Source organism: Candidatus Acidianus copahuensis (assembly GCF_000632495.1).
Lineage (GTDB): Archaea > Thermoproteota > Thermoprotei_A > Sulfolobales > Sulfolobaceae > Acidianus > Acidianus copahuensis.
On the sequence record NZ_JFZT01000065.1, the window covers coordinates 1 to 23006 of the forward strand.

16 protein-coding genes and 1 CRISPR repeat array are annotated in these 23006 nt (G+C 36.6%); of the genes, 10 read left to right on the forward strand and 6 right to left on the reverse strand.

Annotated elements, in window-relative coordinates; all coding sequences use genetic code 11:
* From CM19_RS11960 to CM19_RS11975, 3 genes are all read left to right on the forward strand, one after another.
* On the forward strand, window positions 1-505 hold a 505-nt coding region (locus CM19_RS11960), incomplete at its 5' end, for an alpha/beta fold hydrolase (protein ID WP_048100686.1).
* Between the two features lie 896 nt (window positions 506-1401).
* Complete coding sequence (locus tag CM19_RS11965; RefSeq protein WP_235185685.1) at window positions 1402-1653, forward strand: AbrB/MazE/SpoVT family DNA-binding domain-containing protein; 252 nt, start codon at window positions 1402-1404, stop codon at window positions 1651-1653.
* 919 nt (window positions 1654-2572) lie between these two features.
* Window positions 2573-3523 (forward strand): hypothetical protein, encoded by a 951-nt coding sequence (locus tag CM19_RS11975; RefSeq protein WP_150111446.1) that lies wholly within the window; start codon window positions 2573-2575, stop codon window positions 3521-3523.
* A 667-nt stretch (window positions 3524-4190) separates the two neighbouring features.
* On the opposite strand, the gene CM19_RS11980 is transcribed toward CM19_RS11975, so the two are convergent.
* A complete protein-coding gene (locus tag CM19_RS11980; RefSeq protein WP_048100688.1) occupies window positions 4191-4688 on the reverse strand; it encodes a hypothetical protein in 498 nt (165 codons plus the stop codon).
* A gap of 346 nt (window positions 4689-5034) precedes the next feature.
* On the opposite strand from CM19_RS11980, the gene CM19_RS11985 reads away from it, so the two are divergent.
* The 5 genes from CM19_RS11985 (at window position 5035) to CM19_RS12005 (ending at window position 9439) form a co-directional block, all read left to right on the forward strand.
* Window positions 5035-5262 carry an AbrB/MazE/SpoVT family DNA-binding domain-containing protein gene (locus CM19_RS11985; protein WP_048100689.1) on the forward strand — a complete coding sequence of 76 codons (228 nt, stop codon included), beginning with the start codon at window positions 5035-5037 and terminating at the stop codon, window positions 5260-5262.
* Entirely contained in the window at window positions 5246-5644 is a 399-nt protein-coding gene (locus tag CM19_RS11990; RefSeq protein WP_048100690.1) for a PIN domain-containing protein, read from the forward strand. Before CM19_RS11985 ends, CM19_RS11990 begins: the two co-directional genes overlap by 17 nt.
* A 376-nt stretch (window positions 5645-6020) precedes the next feature.
* A complete protein-coding gene (locus CM19_RS11995; RefSeq protein WP_048100691.1) occupies window positions 6021-6698 on the forward strand; it encodes an ABC transporter permease subunit in 678 nt (225 codons plus the stop codon).
* Window positions 6699-7089: 391 nt separating this feature from the next.
* The gene (locus tag CM19_RS12000; protein ID WP_048100692.1) at window positions 7090-8694 is read left to right on the forward strand and encodes a hypothetical protein; all 1605 of its coding nucleotides are present in this window, start codon (window positions 7090-7092) and stop codon (window positions 8692-8694) included.
* A 217-nt stretch (window positions 8695-8911) separates the two neighbouring features.
* Entirely contained in the window at window positions 8912-9439 is a 528-nt protein-coding gene (locus tag CM19_RS12005) for a hypothetical protein (protein WP_150111447.1), read from the forward strand.
* A gap of 446 nt (window positions 9440-9885) precedes the next feature.
* On the opposite strand, the gene CM19_RS13155 is transcribed toward CM19_RS12005, so the two are convergent.
* Complete coding sequence (locus tag CM19_RS13155) at window positions 9886-10059, reverse strand: hypothetical protein (protein WP_160164888.1); 174 nt, start codon at window positions 10057-10059, stop codon at window positions 9886-9888.
* Between the two features lie 444 nt (window positions 10060-10503).
* Window positions 10504-10965 (reverse strand): hypothetical protein, encoded by a 462-nt coding sequence (locus CM19_RS12010; RefSeq protein WP_150111448.1) that lies wholly within the window; start codon window positions 10963-10965, stop codon window positions 10504-10506.
* 394 nt (window positions 10966-11359) lie between these two features.
* Here CM19_RS12010 and CM19_RS12015 point away from each other — a divergent pair, with 394 nt between their 5' ends.
* Window positions 11360-12166, forward strand: a complete 807-nt coding sequence (locus CM19_RS12015) for a DUF1028 domain-containing protein (protein ID WP_048100695.1) — start codon at window positions 11360-11362, stop codon at window positions 12164-12166.
* A 261-nt stretch (window positions 12167-12427) separates the two neighbouring features.
* On the opposite strand, the gene CM19_RS12020 is transcribed toward CM19_RS12015, so the two are convergent.
* Complete coding sequence (locus tag CM19_RS12020; protein ID WP_048100696.1) at window positions 12428-13876, reverse strand: aldehyde dehydrogenase family protein; 1449 nt, start codon at window positions 13874-13876, stop codon at window positions 12428-12430.
* Between the two features lie 199 nt (window positions 13877-14075).
* Window positions 14076-14231, reverse strand: a complete 156-nt coding sequence (locus tag CM19_RS13235; RefSeq protein WP_200869418.1) for a hypothetical protein — start codon at window positions 14229-14231, stop codon at window positions 14076-14078.
* Between CM19_RS13235 and CM19_RS12025 the strand changes: the two genes are divergently transcribed.
* Window positions 14230-14574, forward strand: a complete 345-nt coding sequence (locus CM19_RS12025) for an MFS transporter (protein WP_048100697.1) — start codon at window positions 14230-14232, stop codon at window positions 14572-14574. The two genes, CM19_RS13235 and CM19_RS12025, sit on opposite strands and share 2 nt — an antisense overlap.
* A 983-nt stretch (window positions 14575-15557) precedes the next feature.
* Here CM19_RS12025 and CM19_RS12030 read toward each other — a convergent pair.
* Window positions 15558-16196 (reverse strand): hypothetical protein, encoded by a 639-nt coding sequence (locus CM19_RS12030; RefSeq protein ID WP_048100698.1) that lies wholly within the window; start codon window positions 16194-16196, stop codon window positions 15558-15560.
* A gap of 40 nt (window positions 16197-16236) precedes the next feature.
* Window positions 16237-22563: direct repeats of the CRISPR family, unit length 25 nt; unit sequence CTTTCAATTCCTTCTAGGATGCAAC.
* The last annotated feature ends 443 nt before the right edge of the window (window positions 22564-23006 follow it).

Consider the following 23006-nt stretch of genomic DNA (forward strand, 5'->3'; position numbering starts at 1 on the left):
TATGAGGGGGATTGTGTCCTCAATGATATTAGTGGATAGCGCGGGAATGGACTATTGGCCAACACAAACTATCTTAAGGCTAAAAGATCCTAAATGGGACGATTATATAAAACGAGTTGACATGTTAGAGGGCTTTTATAATTCACTGAGACAAGGAGTCGTAAGAAAGGAGAAAATTACCATGGAAGTAGCTAAAATGTATGCAGAACCCTTTTCGAGTAAGGAAGGTAAAAGGGCTTACTTAAGGGCAGCTAGGGCATTAGACTTTAGAGATACTTTAAAAGCACTTCCGGAGTTAAATAAGGTAAAAATTCCTACTCTAATAATTTGGGGAGATCAAGACGTATATATCCCTTACTTCCATGGAATTAGACTGTCCAATCAAATTCCAAGTTCTAAATTCATCTTACTCAAGGATATTGGACATTTTGTATCGGAAGACGATCCACTATTGCTTGCTTCAATAATCAAAGGCTTTGTAGATATTTACTTGGTCTCTGAATAAGGGAAGGAATGTTTTTTAAACTTTCTTTAGCCTAGAGTTTACTGTTTGACAGATGGCATATCTTAAGGGGTGGTAGTAGTTTATTGTAATTTGACGGTGTTTTTATATAACATATTAGTGGTTAAGTGATTTTTGACCTTCAGTACGGGACAGACCAAGGTGACACATGGGCTTAAAAGTCCCTTGTAGAAGCTTGCCTAGACTATACATTGAACATGGGTCTAGAGTCCAGAGGGTGGTGAAAGCAGGGTAATAGAGGTAGATGTATCAAAAGGTAAACTCATAGTATATTGTGAGAAGGATATTGAAGAAATAGCTAACAACAAGAAGGACTCTTGAGAGTTGCTAAAACTAGTTGATGAAAGCACTATTGTTGCACTAGAGCCTACTGGGGTGTATTCAATACGTCCAATCGACTTCCTACTATCATGGAATGTTAAGGTTTTAAACCTCTTGGATTATGAAGGAGTAAGAATAGTGATAGAATTAACGCAAGAAACAAAGTTGAGTTTGGTGATAGTAGAGATGCTATGTCATATACTGAATTAAGGGAGCTAGTCTCAATATATTGAGGAAGGAGGCTGTTAAGGCGAGGATTAGAAGGATCTTGTCCTTAGTTGGTTAGGGTTACTGAAACCCTCCTTGTTTCGGTGTCTTCTCCTAATCCCACTACTCGTAAGGATTTGGTTTTCTTTTCAGGGCTTTTACTAACAGTCCTTGATGAAAAGAAAAGGGTGGGATTAGGTCTAGTGTTCCTAGGGTTCATGTCCTCTTGAGTATCCCGGGTATTACTAGTCTTTCTGTTAGTGACGTTGAGCGTTTTTAGTGAAGGCCTATGTCGCTTTAGTTAATCATGATCCTCTTGTTACGTCTCCACATGAACAGAAAAAATTTTAGTGGGAAAAATTAAATCTCCCGTGGGATACACAGTTATCGCTGATGAAAAGGGTAGGGTTGTAATACTTAAAGAGGTTAGGGAAGAGTTAAACATAAAGAAGGGATCGTCATTAATCCTTGAAGTTAAGGACGGTATAATAGTTTTGAAAGTCAGGAAGCCTTCTCCCATGGGCATTTACGGTATTGCTGAGGAGGAAGAGGTTGATATTGAGGAAATTGAGGGAGCTTTAGGATATGAGGACATTCATTGACTCCAACGTTTTCGTGTACGTCCTCTTTAAGGACCCTAAATTCGGTAGGAGGTCTTTAGAGATTCTATAGACCATAAGGGAAGGTTTTACATCCACACTGGTCATTGCCCAAGTGTTGGCCCATTTAGAGAGGAGGAAAATGTTATTCTGGATTCCATAAACTATATGTCAAACTCTAATATCACCGTCATTGAGACTAAGTGGGAGGATGTCATAGAAGGGATTGATCTCCTTAAAAGAAAAAATTTGAGCCTTAAGATGTGGGATGATGCTATTATTGTTTCACGGATGAGGAGGGTGAAGACTAATAAGATTTATTCATACGATAGAGATTTAGATAATCTAGGGGTAAAAAGAGAGTTTTAACAAAATCCTTTAATTTATTAGAAACCCAACCTGGAAAGAATTTAATCTAGATCGGAGAAACCTAGTTATGATTAACTCTATGTACAAGATTCGCACTTATTAATAGCACACGGAGGCTGGTCTATGCAAGACCTAGAAAATTTTACGCATCTAGTAAAGTATTTAATTATATTGTCTATGCCTTTACTTATTATCTCTTGACAGCATTCAAACTTTTTTGTTGTCTTGTATCTTGATAAGCGTAAAACAGTATGGCAAACCAACATGGGCTATGAAGTTCCTTGGTCTAATTAAATTACAGAGGCAACGATTGCAACAACGAATATTACGTCCAACGGCAAAGCACGGTTATTCATATGTTAACCTATATCGTTTAATTAGTAAACCTTTTCGAAACAGTGATTGATTCACACATCTCTCTCCCTTTTTTTACCCAGTTTCAGTCATGTTTGGAGCGGATAAGGTAATAAGGGATAAGATAAACTTAACAGAACTTACCTCATCTAGTGACGTAAAGGTAAATAACGACGAACTATACTAAATGCTAAGGGAAATGGAGGAAATTACATACCCGTCTCTTGAGTCAGACTACGTGAAATTGTACGCAAACCTCTTCTTCCCAGTCAAAGGTAAGAGGATATGGTTTGTCCCCCTCACGCTCACGTACTTTAAGGAGACGGGAGAGTATGAAATTAGGATAGACCACTCAACTTTTAGAGCGAACAAGGGAGAAGAGCAAAGTCACATCTCTGATCAGTTAAAGAGGGTAATAAAGAGGGTCATTGACTTTGCAAAGTTGTGTAATTGTTTTATGGAATACATACCAACAGAGCACGTTCACCCCTTATATAGGAGAGGTAGAGTGAAACTGAAATACGTATGGGACAAACTTATGCCGATCAGTGAAGCTAAGGAGTTATGGAGGAAATACAAGGAGAACTTAAAAAATAGGCTGGAGAGCAATAAAATAATGCTTAGGGACTACCTTACCGTAGTGTCCATTATTTATAAGTCACTGGGTAAGAAAGTTACTGGAGATCTTAAGGAGGACTACAAGAGGTATGCTGATTTTAGGGACTGCGGTTTATTAGACTTGCCCTTAGACGATAGGGACGCTTTTTATAGGTGGTATCACGATGATGAATGGGTAGGGTGTCATCCCTTTGAGGTAGTTGCTGGAGGGTTAATAAGTGCTGGTATTTTACTTTTTCCTCCAGATGAGGACGGGAGGTATACCTTGAGTGTTGGTTCTTACGTTGACGATTATGTTAAGTCTGTCAAAGGATTATTACAGTTCAAGGTTCCCTTTAGTGCTCCTTTACTTCATAAAGCACTTAAGATACTCACTGGTGAGGAGTACGTTAAGGTCAACGACTATAACGAAGGGTTGCTTAATTTTGTATACGTTAATTATTATGACGTAAAAAGGAAAAGTAAGGTGGAGTGGGAGCAGTCAGATGGAGTGTGTTTGAAGAGGAAATATCTTCAAAGTAAACAGAGTTAAGCAAAGATAACTCGAAATCTGATCTTCACGCTGTGATTTTGTAAAAAAATCATTCGCTTAAGTCTCAACAAGGGATTTGGGTTTTACGGACATTTATTGCCCGTAAAGCCCTTGGGCTTCACCACGTTCTAAACAAAGCTCATCATCGCGCCCCATTAGCGGGCTAACCCCACCCGCACTGCCAAGGTGTGGGGAAACCCGCACATCCTTAATTCCACCATCCTTTACTCTTTCATAGTCCCTCCTTCGGGTCTACACACCCACATGTGGGACAATATAATATTGATTTTAGAATATATATAAGTATTTTGGTTTGAAGTGAAAATCATGAAATGTCACGGTTTTAATAAACTGCTGACAACGGCATTGTGTTAATATATAATGTATATTAGCATTTGATTTCAATAAAGCTATCGTTTAGGCAGATGCCATCCCCACCAACGTACTTTACCCCTTTTAAAGGTTCTAAAGGTCTTTTAGTTTTTGGGTCCATATTGTAGCTTTCAGCTAAACTCTTTTGCAGTCTCCTTTTCCACACTCAACACATTATGTAAACACTGTATCCCCTGAGTTCTAATATGTAGTTGTTTATCTCTTCGTCAAACTCATCACTTAATGATGCTAATAAGACGACATAAAATTTATTATTATTGAAATTTTTATAAAACTATGAATAATTTTTTATTAACTGTATATTATGTTTAAAACGATAATATAAAACATAATTGTTTATTCTTTTAGCTAAAAATCTTTTTTGTCTTAACCTATCTATTTTTACGTTACCTTCAATAACATCTTTCGCTCTTATAGTGGTTATAGCTATTGTAGCCTCAGTTTTAATATTAGATTCTATTTCCTTTATAAATTCTGAGAATTTTTTTATCTCTGAGCTTTTCCTTGCTAAAACACTCAAAGCCTTATTTATATCATCGTATTCCTTATCAATCATTGACTTAACCTCATTTTTAAAATTCGATAATCCTAACCTTCCATAAAACTCTCCCAAAACATCATACTGATTATCATTAATAGTCAGTATTCCCTCCACTGTAAAACCGTTACGTACTGTTTTATACTGTAGGTTACTTCTTAAGTCTATCATAATCCCCTTTTCCTTAGCGTAAGACTCTAGGTATTTGATTACACGATCTAGGGAAGCCTTCATTATAATTTTTAATGCAAAAAATATAAACTTTTTGAGGTTTACGCTGTATGGAATAAGTGGATGTTCCTCAAAATATTAAGGCTGTAAATAAAATGCCCTTAGTTAATTATGTGTTATAATAATCTGTTTTAAGAAAATTAACTCACTCTATAATTTAGTAAATTTCTTGGCTTACTTAAGAGCGGAAAATACGCTTATGAAAAGAATCCTTCGTTGAAGGATAGTTTATAAATAGTTAGTATCAACTCTTGATAAATCCTTTGGATTTATGTTTAACTTATCACGATCTCTTTATGTTGATTTATACTAGATAAGCTTATATATTACTAATTTGAAAAGTAAATTGATGGACAGGGTTAAGGTAACAAGAAATTACCAAGTTACAATACCCTCGTGGGTGAGGGAGAGATTATCAATTAAAGAGGGCGACATACTAGAGGTAGAGCTGAGAGGGGACGAAATAGTTTTTAGGAAACCTAAGGCTGAGAGACCTAGGCTTAGATTAGGTAAGAAGTTAACTTTAGAGGATATAGAGAGGGCTATAGAAAGTGGAATAAATGAAAGCAGTAGTTGATACTAATGTAATAATCTTTGATCTGTTTGAGGATTCTGAGTATCATAAGGAAGCTTCTGAGCTCTTAGATAAATTAGAAGGTTGGGTAATCCCAGACATAGTGATTCATGAACTGGTTTGGTTCTTTAAGGGCTTAAACGTTTCACTGGATTATTATACATACCTTTCCAGTTACGTCAACGACCCTAAGGCTGAAATTTCTTGTAGTTCTAGGGATGATATAGTTGATGCTTTAAATATTCTACGTAAGGAGGACTTATCTCTAAGTAGGTATAATGGTTTGGTAATAATGATTCACGCTTTACGCAGAAAACTGCCTATAGCGACTTTTGATAAAAGGTTACGGAGCGTATCAAGGAAGTATGGTGTTATAACGTTGTGAGTTGTGGGGCAAAGTAATCGTTTATAAAGTTCTCCTCTTTAACTTTTCAAGGAGTTCCCAGCTCGTATTAAAATCGCGAATTTCAAGATAAGTAGGTTGCCGAGTTCATATGGATATTTAAGTGCGCGATGATGATATCCAATAATGCATTTTGAAAAGCTCTATTTAATCCTGGAATAACCAGTAGAAGAGTTGGATACTGCAATAAAGATTGAGGGCATAATAGGATAGTACCACATGAGGGTCTTGAACTGTTCTTGGATGGGTTCAATGCTTCTGGAAGAGAAAGATGAGATCTATGAACGGAATTGAAAAGGGAAGATAAAAGTTTTAATTGCGTAATTTCTTTATATATCTTAAGGAATTTGCAAATATAATGTATGAAATGAGAAATTTGTTGTTGAGACCTTTAGTGCTATCATCGATATTTATTTTTGTGGTGATAGGGCTTTTCGTACCCTTTAACTTGATACCAGTATGTTTTGTTGGTATAACCTTACCAGCTATGGTAGGCTCCTCCTCTATTATTTTCACAGCCATATTTCCCCTTGTGGTAATATATCTGGCTTACGTTAATTTCGCTAGATCCAGATTAGAAGGCTCACTAGAACAAATTTTAGTTACTCCTGCAACGAGGAGTAGTGTATTCATTTCCCGTATGGTTGCTGGGACAATGGTATTACTAATATCTGTAGCAGTCTATACCTTAGCATTGGGCTTCTTCATTTGGTCATTTTTCATTGGAGTTATAACCACTAAACTTCAAGGACTGCTCCTCTTCATACTCTTTAACTTTTTAGAGCTATTATCCCTTTACTTAATATTTATGGTCGTTGCATTTTTATCTAAAAACCAAGAGAAATATACATTACTATCTGCAATTCTCTTCGCGGTATTTGAGGGAATTACTATCTTGGGAAATACTTTTCCAAACCTCAATTGGTTACCCTATTTCTTTTCTCCGATGGGGATCTCTGAAAGTTTAAGTTCTTTAATAATGCCAGGTTTCGTTAATCCACCACCCTTAGCCTTCTGGTTTATTATCCCTCTATAGTTTGTAGTTCCGCCGATAATTGGCATTAAATTATACTCTTTAACTGATATGCCGTGAACATTGTATGTATCCAACAATTCTGTTTGTATTATCCAATTTTTGCTAAAGGTTTTAGGGTCAATGCTTAGGAACGAGGAAAGAAGAATTACTTGAATGCTTTAAAAACCAAGGAAAGTAAACGAAACAAAAAATACTCGCGTGAAAGGAAGTGCTTTCCAGCAAGATTAATAAAAGAGACAAGAGCAAAGTCGATGAAAATATTCTTCACGATCTATAACAAATTCCTCTCAGAGAGGAGAAACTGCTGAATACACACTAACTACTGAGGTGGAAAAAATTTTTATAAAACTTTTATTTATTTTAAACTCAGATGTGAAGGAGATGTTTAGGCATGGGGGGTATAAGAGTAAATTCAATAACATCACTATTTCTAATAACTCTTCTATCAGTCACGCTTATATCTTCGATGATTTACGTATTCATGCCTAAGTTAGTTGGTGAAATTAGTCTTCCTTCTGGAACTATAGAATATTTCAAAGATATAGATGGGTACTTCCTAATAAAGGTTTACTTTAAGAATGGAAGCTCAGCAAATCCTGTAAACGCTATAATTACAGTTATTGCAAATGAACCTCACAACGTTAAGACAATAATTAACAGTAATGGAAGCACATTTAAAATACCATTTAGTGAAATCCTACCTTACGCCATGATGTGGAAGGGAAGAAAAGTAAACACTTCACTCTTAGTAATAGCTAGTTATATTGAAGGAAACAAGACTTACATACAAACAATGGAAATACCTTACAACCCCTCATGGGTAATTGAAAACTTAAGGTATGGAATAATTGCAAACATGATGATAACACCTTTAAATTTGGTTAAAAACATTAGTGCACCATATATAAAGAATGTACCACATATAAAGGCGCCCTATTACATTTATAATCCTCCTGGAGGAGGAAATTGTTATCCACTCATATTTAATATAACATGTGATGAAGAAGTAAATGCACCCAACTTTGTGATGGGATATTACATATATGAACCAACTACCACAGATATAGTTTATAATGATTTACAAGTTCCTTTAAATTGGGTTATCTTAAGTAAAGGAGTAATAAACAACGATAATTTCAGTTTTGTAGAGATTCAAACTAACTTGAATGGTAAAGTTTCTTGGTTTGCATATGCTAATAGTAGTGGATATATCGGAACATCTTTTTCTGAAAACGTAAATTGGCAATCTTCCCCTACCTTAGAGTATTCTCAGGCAAAGTTATTAGGACCTGGTGCTACGGTATATACTTATTATAATGCTACTTTTGCTATAATAAAGTATGAAATAAAGCTATATATGTCTCGTTTTGGATATATACCTGCAGGCTCGACATATGTTTTTGAGGTTTTAAATGTTGGTCAAAATATAGGTTCCGGCATAGGGTCTCAATATGGTTATGCTGAGGTTTATTATACAAATTCTTCTGGAACCTACATAAAGTGGCTACCTTATGGCAATAGTTCCATATACTATTACTTAAATTACCTAGGCTTAGCACATTCAGCTGGTCAAATATGGGGATATGCAACGTGGTCAAATGGAAATTTGGTGAACATAGAACCTCCTCTAATCTACTCTTCAGCTCCACCGCATATTGGCACGTCTCTATCTGAAATAGATTATCAAGTTCAAAATAACGAAGTTGGATCAATAGTTCTAGACGCAGCTTTGGACGTTTTACCGTTTGTCGTAGCGCCTGAATCTACAGCATTAGAAATAGCAATAGATCTAGGTTTAGATGCATTATCTAATGTGATATGGCTTGACATGCCTAGTAACGTATTACAAAACTACGCCAGTAATACATGGCTACAAATTTTCATTAATGGTAGCGGTACCGTTTTCGTTAGTTTGCTTAATGCATCAAATAAACTATCTCCCCCATTACAAGGATTTGTATTAAACTATTCAGATTATTATTACGGAGACTACTAAAACTACTTAAACCTTAATTAGCTTAAAGCAATTCTCTTTTTTTTCATAAACCCTTTTATAGAATTATTTCACAACAGATTACGCTTGCTCATTAGTATTACCCATAGTCCACATTCTACTATATCGTAATGTTATGGTTATAAGATTTTATTAAAATGAGGGCACTACAAAATAGTAAACTTTATTATGCATATAAAAAGATTTATCATACATGAGTATGAATAGGTATTTATACTCATTCTATTTCGCATATATTCTATATCTATTTGTAAGGCTTACATTACCCACGCTTTCTGAAATTCTAACATTATCCACTCTCCCACAACCATATTTCCTCCTTTACACTCCTAGCAACCTTATCTTATTTAATTTAATATTCGTCATAATCTTAGTAATTATCCTATCATACCTAGCATCTTTATTTAGGGCTAATGGTAATGGGGAAAGGTTTTCAGCAATATTTATAGCTATAATCCTCTTCTCCCTTTCAATTTTGATAGAATTGACAGTCATTGGAATTCAGTTTTTCTTCCTCTTCCTATACGCTGTTTTCAATATTATTTCCTATATACTAATTTTCGCCACACTAGCTTCTTTATCGAAGAGTAAGTTAGCTAAAGCCCTTTGGATTTTATCGTTATTATTCCTAATACCACTACCCTACTTTTACGTAGCCTTAGTAGCAAGCGGTTTCGCTGCCTACATAGATATGCAAAATCTTAAGGTAAATTATAAGCAGTACTGAATCAAAATGAATTTTTCACCCTATCCTAGTTTCCTCTGAAATATGCTGTAACACGTGGTTGTTTGCAAAATGGAGTCCAGAATAGTGCAAGGGATTCATCCATTTGTAGGGAAAACATTTACTTGTGATAAAACCCATAAACTTTGGGTTAATGGAACAAGGAGTTCGTCTTTCCTCATTCCTAAGCATTACCCCCCTAACCCTAAAACCCTTAGCAAAAATTGGATAACACAAACAAAATTGTTGGATACACATCCTTCTCCTACCGTAGACAATAATTAGTTCGAAGTTAGGCGAGTTTACCCTCTCCCTTATCGCTTCAATCTCTTTTTCCCATCCAAAAATATCATATTCATGAATATCATATTTTGAAATATGATTTCAGTGCGTGTAGACTAGACTGGTGTTAAGTTTACATAGAGTGGAAAAGACGTTAAGAGTGTGTTCTAAGCGAGAGAGGACTGTAAATCCGGTGTAAGGGTAAAGTCTACAAGGAACGGGAATTTCTCTTTCTCATCTCCACTAAATACGGTACAGTCTGGCGTATTATTATCGTCATGGACCATTTTAAGGTCATGAAAATAACTTGCCTCTTTGCGAAAAGCGTTGTAAAAGATCAAAGGTGACTTGTCGTATTACAAGGGTTTTAGATGGTATAATGGTTAGATCCAAATTACTCAATCTCTAGCTTAGAATCTAAAAGTTCCTGCCACTAGAGCGGCTTTACAATTCATTCTAAACCTACCCTTCATTAGAAAAGAAAAAGTTTCCTCTATTTAGTTCTTTGCCGAGAGCCTACGATAACGGCTCGATCAAAGACAATACTTAATCATTTCGTAAGAACAATCGTCTGCGTTAAACATGCAAAATCATGATAAAAAAAGTCACTGAATCGAATTTCTCGCATTTTTAACTCTGAGATCTAAACAATGTACCCTCGTATTAAAATGAGAAGTTGGTAGTCGAAGTGTGAAACAGTAAGTAAATGTTAAAAAAAGGGAGAAATATATTAGTTAAAAAAGGAATAAAGAATAAAAAAATATAATAACATTAATAAAAATCACCTACGTATTATGGGCTAAAAGTCTTTGTTTTATCATCTCAACCTTTACTTCGGGGTTAGGAACGTTTCTTAACATATGTCTCTGCCCGTTTTTCAGCACTATGGTTATCTCGCCAGCAGTCGCAGTAGTGGGTAATCTCTCGTAATACGTGGTCACAGACCTTACTACATAAACGTCAGCAATATCGCTCCAGCTGTATAGGTACTTCTTTCCGAAACCAGTAGTGATACCGCGTTTATAAATACCTTTGTCGTCCATGTCAATAAATCCTAAAAATGACATGCTAATAACTCTACCTTGGAAAAATATATACATCGCTGAAGGGAAGCCAATTAACAGATACAGTAAGAATAGCAGGAAATAGCCTACCATAGCGATACTATTAGCGTTCGCGAACATTAGTCCTAGTATTATTAGAGCTCCTATACCGTACCCTACGAGTACTGCAGCGAATCTGTCCATAATTACTAAGCCCAAAACGACATTAATAAACATTACTTACGACAAAATTCGTGTATTCTCAACTTATTTCGTCTCTCTAATCCGAATTATATAAATGAGATTGTAATTCAAAATAGAGTTTAATTAATTGTGTTCCTTTGTTTTAAAATTAAATTTCAGTGTGCGGAGACTAGACTAGTGTTAAGTCCACATAAGGTGGAATAGACGTTAGTAACACGTTATAAGTGAAGGGGAGCTTTAAACACAATGTAAGGGTAAAGTCTACAAGGAACGGGAATTTCTCTTCCTCTCTCCGCAAATGCTATTCTTTAACCTTCTCTCCCCTCTCTGTAATAAGGTTGATCCCCATTTCCCGCAGATTAAGACATAAAAGTCATCACAATCGCATCATATTATGACTTTCTCAATAGTAATTTATGACCCAGAAATTAAGGCATGGGGGATAGGGGTAGCGAGTAAGTTTTTAGCAGTTGGAGCCTTCGTACCATGGTTGAAACCCGGTGCAGGGGCAATCGCTACACAAGCGCTGGCTAACTTAAAATACGGCGTAGAGGGTTTACAGTTACTGGAAAAGTATGATGCTAAAACAACCCTAGAAAAGCTCATATCCTCAGATCCTTTGAGTGAGCGCAGGCAAGTTGGGATTGTGGACTCAAAGGGAAGCGCTGTAGCCTTTACTGGGAAGGAGTGTTACCCATACGCAGGGCACATCATCGGCAATAACTTCACAGTACAAGGAAATATATTGGCTGGGGAAGAGGTGTTAGAGGCTATGGCTAAGGTAGCTGAAGGAAAGGGAAAAATCCATGAAAAGATATTCAACGCTTTATTGGAGGCCGATAACAAAGGAGGAGATAGGAGGGGAAAGCAGAGCGCAGCTATCGTAGTTGTAAAGATGCCTGAGGGTGAGGTTAGTGAGATCAACCCGTCAGCAGTAGGTAAGTTTTTAGATATTAGGGTTGACGACGACAGTGACCCAATAAACGAGATAGGGAGGGTGATGAAGATATGGGAAGCTACGTTCTTGGAGGAAGAGATGGTTAACGTTAAGGACTATGAGAGTGAAATTTCAGAGGCTTTGAGGAAGTTAGGATATAAGGACTTGAAGAGTTGGATAGAGGTAAACAACTTTGAAAACAAGTTTACCGGGGATAAGATAGGGAAGAACGTGTTAGAGATCCTTCTGAGTAAGAGAAAATGATGTGTAGTTCTGGAAATTGTATATTATCATGAAGATATAAATCCAAGTAAATCTTTACCTAAATTGGTACATTTTAAAATTGCAATATCCTTTTGCTTCTGTTAACAGGCCTTTCAACTGATTTATCGGAAAACTTTTTAATTATCAGGATCTTGGCCAATCATTTCTTAGAAAAATCTCACTTAAATTATTATCATTAGTAATTTTTTAATTAACTTTAAACTCAATTAGCTAAATTAGAAATTCACTCATAAAAAGTATTTAACTTAAGTTATATTCTACGACTTTTACCTCAGTCATCTCCAACATTGTGTCTCTTACTCCTTCTCTACCGATCCCACTTTTCCTAAATCCTCCGAAAGGTAAATTATCCCACCTTAACCTAGTTACATCATTTATCATTACTGTTCCAGATTTTATTTTTGACGCTATTTTATAAGCTCTTGAAAAGTCTTTAGTGAATACAGATGCATCTAAACCGTATTCAGAGGTATTAGCTATTGACACGGCCTCATCATCGCTGGATACCTCCACCATTGGAAGTAGAGGACCGAATATCTCCTCTTTCATTACTCTAACTTTTTCATTGAAACCTCTTAGTTTTAATATTGTTGGAGGGAAGAAATAGCCAGTAGTTGGAATATCTTTACCTTGATAAACAACTTCTGCACCAGATCGTATGGCGTCATCTAAGAAGGACTTCATATTCTCAACCGCATCCTTTGTTATTAACGGACCAATATCTGTTCCCTCGTCCAACGGGTTGCCCATTTTAATCTTGCTTAATTTTTCAGATAAGGCTTTAGAGAACTCGGTTGCTATCTCTTTTCTCACTATTATCCTTTTCGTAGCATTACAGAACTGACCAGCATAGTCAAATCTACCTGTAATAGCTGCATTCACAGCTCTTTGAATATCAGCGTCCTCTAAGACAATCATAGCGTCACTTCCTCCGAGCTCCATAATAGCCCTCTTTCCATTGGCTATGGCTCTAGATGCTAGGTTTAATCCTACGCTTGAAGACCCTGTAAAAGTTATTAGGGAGACCTTAGGATTTGTAGTAAATTCTTCACCTATCATTTCTGAATTTCCCGTTACAATATTGATGGAACCTGGTGGAAATCCGACTTCCAAAAGAATCTCAGCTAGCCTTATTTGGGTTAATGGCGCTAAAATGGTGGGTTTGTGCACTACTGTATTACCCACTGCAAGGGCCGGAGCCACCTTATGTGCAAACGAAGCTGCTGGAAAGTTAAAAGGCGTTATAGAAGCCACTACCCCTACGGGATCTCTTTTCACGAAAGCAATCCTGTTTTCGTTGCCTGGCGGGAATTCATAAACGTCTAATGGTACAAATCGCCCGGAAAATACGTTCTTAATTTCTTCAGCTGCTAAGTCAAATATCTGTGCAGCCCTTAAGATTTCAACGCGGGAAGATTTTATTGGCCTTCCTATCTCCCTCACCATTAATGTTGCGAGTTCCTCTTGTCTTTGTCTAATGAGTTCCGAGGCCTTATGCAAGAACTTAGATCTCATATAGGGAGGAATAGCTTGTAATTTGTCCAATGTTTGAAACGCAATATCAATAGCCTCTTTTACCTTATCTCTATCTAATAGGGGAATGTAATCTATTTCCTTACCTGTTGCAGGTTCACGAAGTGTAATTCTGTCCTCGGTTTCCACTCTTTCCGAGCCTATAATTACTTTCATTATTATATTTCCTTTTATTGTAGTATTAAGCATTATGTGTATTAAAATCAATACAACAGCAACTAGAGTGGAGGAAGAGTGTAAATTGGTTTTTAGAAGTATTGAGGGAATATAAACATAGACAAAACAATAGAGGTTAATGAAGCAATTTTAATAGGTAAAGTTGATACGTGTTTTTGGTTTTTCTTATTATTTATATCTAACTATATTCAAGACCCATCAATCCTAAAAACGTCATAATAAGAAATACTGAAGCTGACCTTAAATCAGCTGTATTTAAGCCTATGAGTACTGTATCTATTAAGAAGATGCTTCCTATTATATCATTATCTGTAGCGTTTATTTTTAGTAGCATGATTCTCTATCTTTTATTTTACCATGCTGGTGTTGGAGGAGTAGGTTGGGTACTTCAAGGAGAAACACTTCCAACTGAATTCAGAGGAAGAGGAATGGGAATTCTGGCTGCAATTGATTGGTTTTCAAACTTCTTTATAATATACATATTTCCATTTTGGAAAGCATCTTTTGGTATATTCCCATTTTTTATTTTTGAATTAATATTAAGTGTACTTACAACAATATATGTCATTACTTTAGTCCCAGAAACTAAAGGAGTACCACTAGATGAGATACCAAGGTTGTTCAACAAGAATTTAAAACGATATTGGAAAATAGCCAAGAAAGAAGAAAGTAAATAATTTTTTTTAAAACATAATTATAATATTTAAGAATTTTTATATGTAGATATATTTAGCTTTCAGTAGTTTAACCTTGCATGAATAAGCTTTATCTGATGAGAAGCAATAATTAATACTTTATCCCTAAGCCTTGTATGTAAAATTAATACAGTCGTAGGAATATTTGAGTATATTTCGAGTTATTGTCTTATTATTCAGCTTGTTAAACACAATTGCAGTTTATTAGATTTTAACAACATGTGACGCGTTACATGAGGGAAAGAAAATCCGTATTATTAAAATCATCACTAAACACGAGAATAAAAGAGGGAATTAATTATATATAATAGGCTAATTTAATGTAATTTAGCAATAATTAGACAAAATATATTATTAGCTTCAAGTATTTTAGATATATCCGATAAGTTTCTTATGTCAGAATAACACTTAACTGGAAGTTTTGGACGTTATTACAAGGAATTATCTGCTCAAATTTTCTTCCTAAATTATTAAAAAATGGAGAAAATAAATTCACACCGTATAATCTTCTATATAGTTTAAGGAGTGAGACATAAGGGGGAAACTAAGGATGTGTCGGTTCCCTCAAATCCATTTCGGTAGTGTAGGTTAGATTAGCTCACTAGTGGATCCTGATGAACAGCTTTGTTAAGAGCGTGGTGAAATCAAGTTGTTTCATGAACAAGGAATGTCCGTAAAACCTAAATCCCTGGGCAAACATAGCTGTTAGTAACACAATAAAGGGGACAGAAACGGGTAGAACTACGTAGGATTGTAAATTCATCAAAAAATCAAGAAACTTCACAAGTTGTTACAATATAGCTTTATTTCAGCGAAGATCTAAAAGGACTGAACGTAAAGGATCATGCTTTAACGATCCTGTATCGTTTAAAACTATATCATTAGTTGCTAGAGAGCGTTCAAGCTTACGTTTAATGGTTAACCCTCTATGGTTTACCTTACGCTATCTGTGTAAGCAATTTCCTCTAAAGGAAAGGTATCTTACTTAGTTCCTCGTCAAACTTCTTCATCTTTTCGCTAATGACCTCATTGTACTCCTTTTCAGCGATTAGTGAATTTTTCTTAGCAAACCATAAAGGTGTCTCAATCCCCTCTTCCCCTAATCTTCCTAGGCTTTTAGGTATCCATACCTCTCTTCCCTTTAAAGACAGTAGATATGCCTTGTCCGTCTCTGCCTTTATCTTCCCGTTGACCCTTACAAAATCCTGCTCAATTTGCCTCTTTATAGTATTCACTATATAGTTCTGCAACTGCGCCTTATCGTCAAAGAACTTCCCTTCATATCTAAAGACCCTTATTTTCTCATTTTCGCAAATCTCAACTACTTGCGATAATATGTCTCCCAAACTTTCGCACCTAAAGGTTAGACCTTTGAGTTGTCCACCTTCTACTTCAAAGTATTCTACGCTTATTACCTTATCCCCTACCTTATAAACTCTCTTTATCACTGTACCTGAATCTTCATCTAACTCGGCTTCCATATACTTAACACCTTTTAAGCCCCGCCATATCTTGTCCTTAACTTTCACGTTCCTCCACTTTCCGCCATCAAGTGAAAAGTAATACTCTTCTTCGTCTTTAGATATTCTTCCGATTCTAATCATCTCATTAAATCAGATAATAAACCCAATAAGCCTTTTCTTTCTTTCAATTCCTTCTAGGATGCAACTTATATATCCTATCTTAAAATCTGCAATTAAGCTTTTTTTCTTTCAATTCCTTTTAGGATGCAACAAATACAATATATGTGTGCCAACACTGTAGTGTTAAGTACTTTCAATTCCTTTTAGGATGCAACAGTAGATTTGCCCTTGTTTGATTTCAGCAGCAAAAGACCCTTTCAATTCCTTTTAGGATGCAACCGACAACCGGCGCAGAGGATATTGTCTTGACGACACCAATCTTTCAATTCCTTCTAGGATGCAACTTTAGGTAATCGGGAAGTTTATCACATGTAGCGATAATATGGTTAAGGCTTTCAATTCCTTCTAGGATGCAACACACACTTTCATCAACAAGTAAGTACTGTACTTGGTTTGCCTTTCAATTCCTTCTAGGATGCAACCGAAATATAGCCATTAATGTTATCTAGGTTTGCAGATCTTTCAATTCCTTCTAGGATGCAACTTGCTGTCGAAAATGACAAACTTGACAATGAAGATATTACTTTCAATTCCTTCTAGGATGCAACATAGAAAAACGATAAATTCTAGTATCTATAATACAAAAAACTTTCAATTCCTTCTAGGATGCAACACAAATAAGGAGTTCAAATCAACATCAGAGGTAACTGATGCCTTTCAATTCCTTCTAGGATGCAACAGGCTGAGCCCATCATAAAAGATGAGCTCGCCTTCGTGATCTTTCAATTCCTTCTAGGATGCAACTTTGGAACTTGCACAACGTGGAGTTACAAAGGTTTTCTTTCAATTCCTTCTAGGATGCAACGCAGCCTCCCTTTTTCCCCGCCTGCCCCAACCCCTAGAGCTTTCAATTCCTTCTAGGATGCAACAAACAAGTTTTTCTAATCAAGAGTTAAAGGTCATTATTTCCTTTCAATTCCTTCTAGGATGCAACAAATCGCCTTAGTTGATGGAGACCAATTGGGGAATACCACCTTTCAATTCCTTCTAGGATGCAACTAAGCCTTGTCGATGTGGTAAGAGACAGCGACACAATCTTCTTTCAATTCCTTCTAGGATGCAACTAAGAGCTCGGCCAGGCGACTGCATATGTCACGGTCACTTACTTTCAATTCCTTATAGGATGCAACAGATATATTTAAGGACATACTGGTGGTATGGTCCTCCAAGCTTTCAATTCCTTCTAGGATGCAACTTACTTGTACTGTAATTTCATTAATTGTTAAAACTGCATACTTTCAATTCCTTCTAGGATGCAACAACACAACTACCACAATCGATAAGGTTCATACAATTCTTTCAATTCCTTCTAGGATGCAACTAAGAGCTCGGCCAGGCGACTGCATATGTCACGGTCACTTACTTTCAATTCCTTATAGGATGCAACAAGAAATAGAGATAAATTATGTAGATTATACACCAGACGGCTTTCAATTCCTTCTAGGATGCAACCAAACATAAGTGTGAATATCTTCGGGGAGGACCCCAATGGCTTTCAATTCCTTCTAGGATGCAACTTTAGTTCGGGCTTCTGAGCAATATTCTGTGCAAAAGAATTTCTTTCAATTCCTTCTAGGATGCAACCTTGAATCTAACTATGATGCTATGGGAATTGTTGTTTGTCTTTCAATTCCTTCTAGGATGCAACATTAGAGACGCAGTACAGTCGTTACTGGAGAAAGAACGAACTTTCAATTCCTTCTAGGATGCAACGTTCCGATTTTGATAAATACAACATAGTGTCCTTCGGCTTTCAATTCCTTCTAGGATGCAACTTGTGGAATCCGAGGTGATTGAGTTTTACTACCCCTAGTAAACTTTCAATTCCTTCTAGGATGCAACACTGGTAGACTCAGTGACTTAATGAAAGCGGGAGTGTTATCTTTCAATTCCTTCTAGGATGCAACTTGGAAAGCGTACTGTGCTACCTTCAGTACTTTCAACTTTCAATTCCTTCTAGGATGCAACTTGAGAAGGAAAGAAAGGAACTCGAAGAGAAGATTAGCTTTCAATTCCTTCTAGGATGCAACCTGTAACAGACAAATATTCGGAAACCATTTTACTCACACTTTCAATTCCTTCTAGGATGCAACACCGGGGGCCGCGTCCTCCTAGCCTACTTTTCCCATATGCTTTCAATTCCTTCTAGGATGCAACATGGTTTTACGATATATTATCGGTTTTAACGATAAAGCTTTCAATTCCTTCTAGGATGCAACTAATAGCGGACATCACTATTGTAGACTACATATCTACAACTTTCAATTCCTTCTAGGATGCAACCAGATTAATTATTATGGGTTTCACCAGGGGGGATCACTTTCAATTCCTTCTAGGATGCAACGTGATAGTTATACTGCTGTTAGTATTTATGGTAGGTCAAACTTTCAATTCCTTCTAGGATGCAACAATTACATATGCGGACAGCTATAGCATTAATATATCTCTTTCAATTCCTTCTAGGATGCAACAAAAAAAATTCTATTTCTTTTTCTATGAGACCCCCACTAACTTTCAATTCCTTTTAGGATGCAACTCTCGCTAGCCGGTTTACCTTCATTACGGTATATCGCTATGACTTTCAATTCCTTCTAGGATGCAACTAAAAGAAACGATTGAATACATTGTCGTTGATGTAGATAACTTTCAATTCCTTCTAGGATGCAACGACCAGATGATGCCTACGATGTTTACATGAGACATAACTTTCAATTCCTTCTAGGATGCAACGCATTTAATCAGGGCGAATTTAATTACATTGAAAAACATCTTTCAATTCCTTCTAGGATGCAACAACGAGTGTTGGTGGATTTTCAAGGCAATTTTCAGGGATAGCTTTCAATTCCTTCTAGGATGCAACTGAGCGACCAAGAAAAAGAGAAGATACAAGAGCTGTTTTACTTTCAATTCCTTCTAGGATGCAACGATCAAAATATCTTCGTATAAATTTGCCGAATGGCTTCTTTCAATTCCTTCTAGGATGCAACATAATGCGTTAAGGATGTATAAGCGATCCTGGGATTATATCTTTCAATTCCTTCTAGGATGCAACATATGCTTACATAAGTCTGCGAAGAAGAGAATGTAACTACCTTTCAATTCCTTCTAGGATGCAACAAAATTGAAGGCAAAGCCGAACAACCACAAGAAAGAAGCTTTCAATTCCTTCTAGGATGCAACAACAAATGGAAATACGTATGCAAAAGGGTAACTCTAAGCTTTCAATTCCTTCTAGGATGCAACCAGGACGAGCTAAAAAACGAATACATGAACTAGAAATAACTTTCAATTCCTTCTAGGATGCAACATGATAATAGTAAAAACATTCTGCGAATCTGTCTTTGGCCTTTCAATTCCTTCTAGGATGCAACCCGTTAGGAGACGGGGAATGCATCGGTAATAAAGAGTATCTTTCAATTCCTTCTAGGATGCAACGAAGAACTACGCTGATGAGTGGGACGCAATCAATAACTTTCAATTCCTTCTAGGATGCAACCCGCGTAGAACAAGTCCCAACGCTTATCGTAGTTGGCATCTTTCAATTCCTTCTAGGATGCAACATGTATACCCGACAGCATATAGATAGTTATGCCCAACCTTTCAATTCCTTCTAGGATGCAACCTTGGTAGTTATTCGAAGAGGGCGTTGGAACATTTACTTTCAATTCCTTCTAGGATGCAACCTCAGCTAGGCCGAGGGCTTCTTCTCGGCCCCCCTGTACTTTCAATTCCTTCTAGGATGCAACCAGGGATGTATGTCCTGTGGCATCCCGTGCCACACCAAACTTTCAATTCCTTCTAGGATGCAACTTTCTAAAATATATTAAAAATTGTATAATAATATAAATATCTTTCAATTCCTTCTAGGATGCAACTTCCGAGTGTTTTATTTTCAACGTAGTATTGTTGTGGGGCTTTCAATTCCTTCTAGGATGCAACAAAAACAAGTTTGCGGAATGAGCCATGAGCGTGTTAGTTCTTTCAATTCCTTCTAGGATGCAACCCAATATAGGCAGTATATCTGTTATCATCTCATCACCAAACTTTCAATTCCTTCTAGGATGCAACCCACAACCCAGTCTTTAACGAACATGGGGGATTACCCCACTCTTTCAATTCCTTCTAGGATGCAACCGTAGTGGTGGGTTGGGCTACGTCAAAGCTTTTATTTAGCCTTTCAATTCCTTCTAGGATGCAACAACGACGCCAAAGGATACGATGTTATATCTGAGCAAGGGCTTTCAATTCCTTCTAGGATGCAACCTATAACGAATTTCTGGGATGGCTAAAGCAGAAGTCGCTATCTTTCAATTCCTTCTAGGATGCAACAAATTGGGACACCACACACCACACACAGTGTGTCGCGCTTTCAATTCCTTCTAGGATGCAACATAAATAGTACGAAATGAGTGATAATATTGAATTTAGCACTTTCAATTCCTTCTAGGATGCAACGCATATCAACATTTCAGCAACATTAATATCACTAATACAACTTTCAATTCCTTCTAGGATGCAACGCAATTGCCTGCATATAAAGGACCACAAGGAGGATTACCGCTTTCAATTCCTTCTAGGATGCAACACGGTAATGGTACGTCCGCAAGAAAGGTGCTGAAAGTATTCTTTCAATTCCTTCTAGGATGCAACTTGGAATAAGCCATTTGTCTTGCAATTAGCCAGTATGCTTTCAATTCCTTCTAGGATGCAACAGAGACAGAGAAGAGGAGAGATAGAGAGAGAATAGAGGCTTTCAATTCCTTCTAGGATGCAACTCTTCAATGACGTTTCTACTGACATTACCAGTAGCTTTAACTTTCAATTCCTTCTAGGATGCAACAAATCAAGAAAATCAGAGAAACCAGTTAGAAAATCAACACTTTCAATTCCTTCTAGGATGCAACAAAGCGATTATATGGGGCTCGACCCCATAGTGTTAGCCAACTTTCAATTCCTTCTAGGATGCAACTACAGCAAACATATTTAACAACTGCAATTACAAAAGCTTTCTTTCAATTCCTTCTAGGATGCAACCCAATAATAAAGTACCTTACAATACCTTGACAAATAAATACTTTCAATTCCTTCTAGGATGCAACTTTTAAAATTATTGCAAAACAGCATATTGAAATGCTAAACTTTCAATTCCTTCTAGGATGCAACTTGGGGGTTAAGCCCCCAGGAATTAAGGGGTAAACAAACCCCTTTCAATTCCTTCTAGGATGCAACAACCTCTTGTGCCTATTGTCCCCTGTCTTAAGACCAACTTTCAATTCCTTCTAGGATGCAACAGAGTAAGGAAGGACATTGCGGTTGATGAGGACGTTATGACTTTCAATTCCTTCTAGGATGCAACCGCGATAACGATTACTAAAAAGTCAATTAACGAGGGTTTTCTTTCAATTCCTTCTAGGATGCAACACCAGATAAGTAACCATGTAGCTACTTCTCCCGCTAACACTTTCAATTCCTTCTAGGATGCAACCACGAAATACGAATATATGGGATATCAATATAATTTTTCCTCTTTCAATTCCTTCTAGGATGCAACTTGCAAGTAACTTTGCCACTTCTTCATGGAATAAATTTAGATCTTTCAATTCCTTCTAGGATGCAACCAAAAATTTGACACAATAGACAGTCTGCAACGGTTTTACTTTCAATTCCTTCTAGGATGCAACATAGCGTTAACGTTATCGATAGCGATGTCAGTACCTTTCCTCTTTCAATTCCTTCTAGGATGCAACCAGAGTGTTGCGGGGGTGTAATGGTATGAAAGTTCTTTCAATTCCTTCTAGGATGCAACAAAATCGATAAATTGATAGAACTGATATTGAGCTTGGCTTTCAATTCCTTCTAGGATGCAACACTTTATTTATGATTTGTTTCCCATCCATGGGAAAAAAGCAGTCTTTCAATTCCTTTTAGGATGCAACAACGAACGTAACACATACGAACTGAAGGAATGGTTAGAATCTTTCAATTCCTTTTAGGATGCAACTAGATCAGCATAGCCCTATAAAGGGCTGACCTATGTACATGCACTTTCAATTCCTTTTAGGATGCAACATGGGTCAGATAAGTAAAGCCAACTTCGTTATGTTTCTGCCTTTCAATTCCTTTTAGGATGCAACAGAAATATGGTATACCAGAGATTTATTTCGTCGATAAGCTACTTTCAATTCCTTTTAGGATGCAACTCGAAAGGGAGTTAACACAGATTTTTCGGGGGTTCTCCTTTCAATTCCTTTTAGGATGCAACACGACTATCAACGGGGCTAATATCATCGGAGTTGGGTATCACTTTCAATTCCTTTTAGGATGCAACTGATGTATTTTTATACTACTTATCTTCATTTCTCCCTTTCTCTTATTTATTTTTATCTGTTTTAGCCAACCCATCATGCGACCAAATTTGTTGTAAAGATCTAACGTCCTTTCAGTCGCAAGGACTTTTAATTAAATTGAAAACCTCTTTACGTTTATAAATGTTAACCCTCCTCTTTGTAATACGCACTAGTCGCATTGAGACTCGCATTTTTACGTTTATTATCTCAAAGAAAAAATTGGAAATTTACGCTTCTAATCTAGAACTGTCCCTTATCATAAATAGAAAAGGGATCGACAAAACTTTTTAGTCACATTAACTGATCTAACGAACACTTTAAATTTTCCCTTCTTCAAAAGCTTATAACCCCTATATTAATCCTAGCAATTCACGATACGATCCACGTTCATAATACCGAAAAGTGTTTAACGCCCTTACTTTTC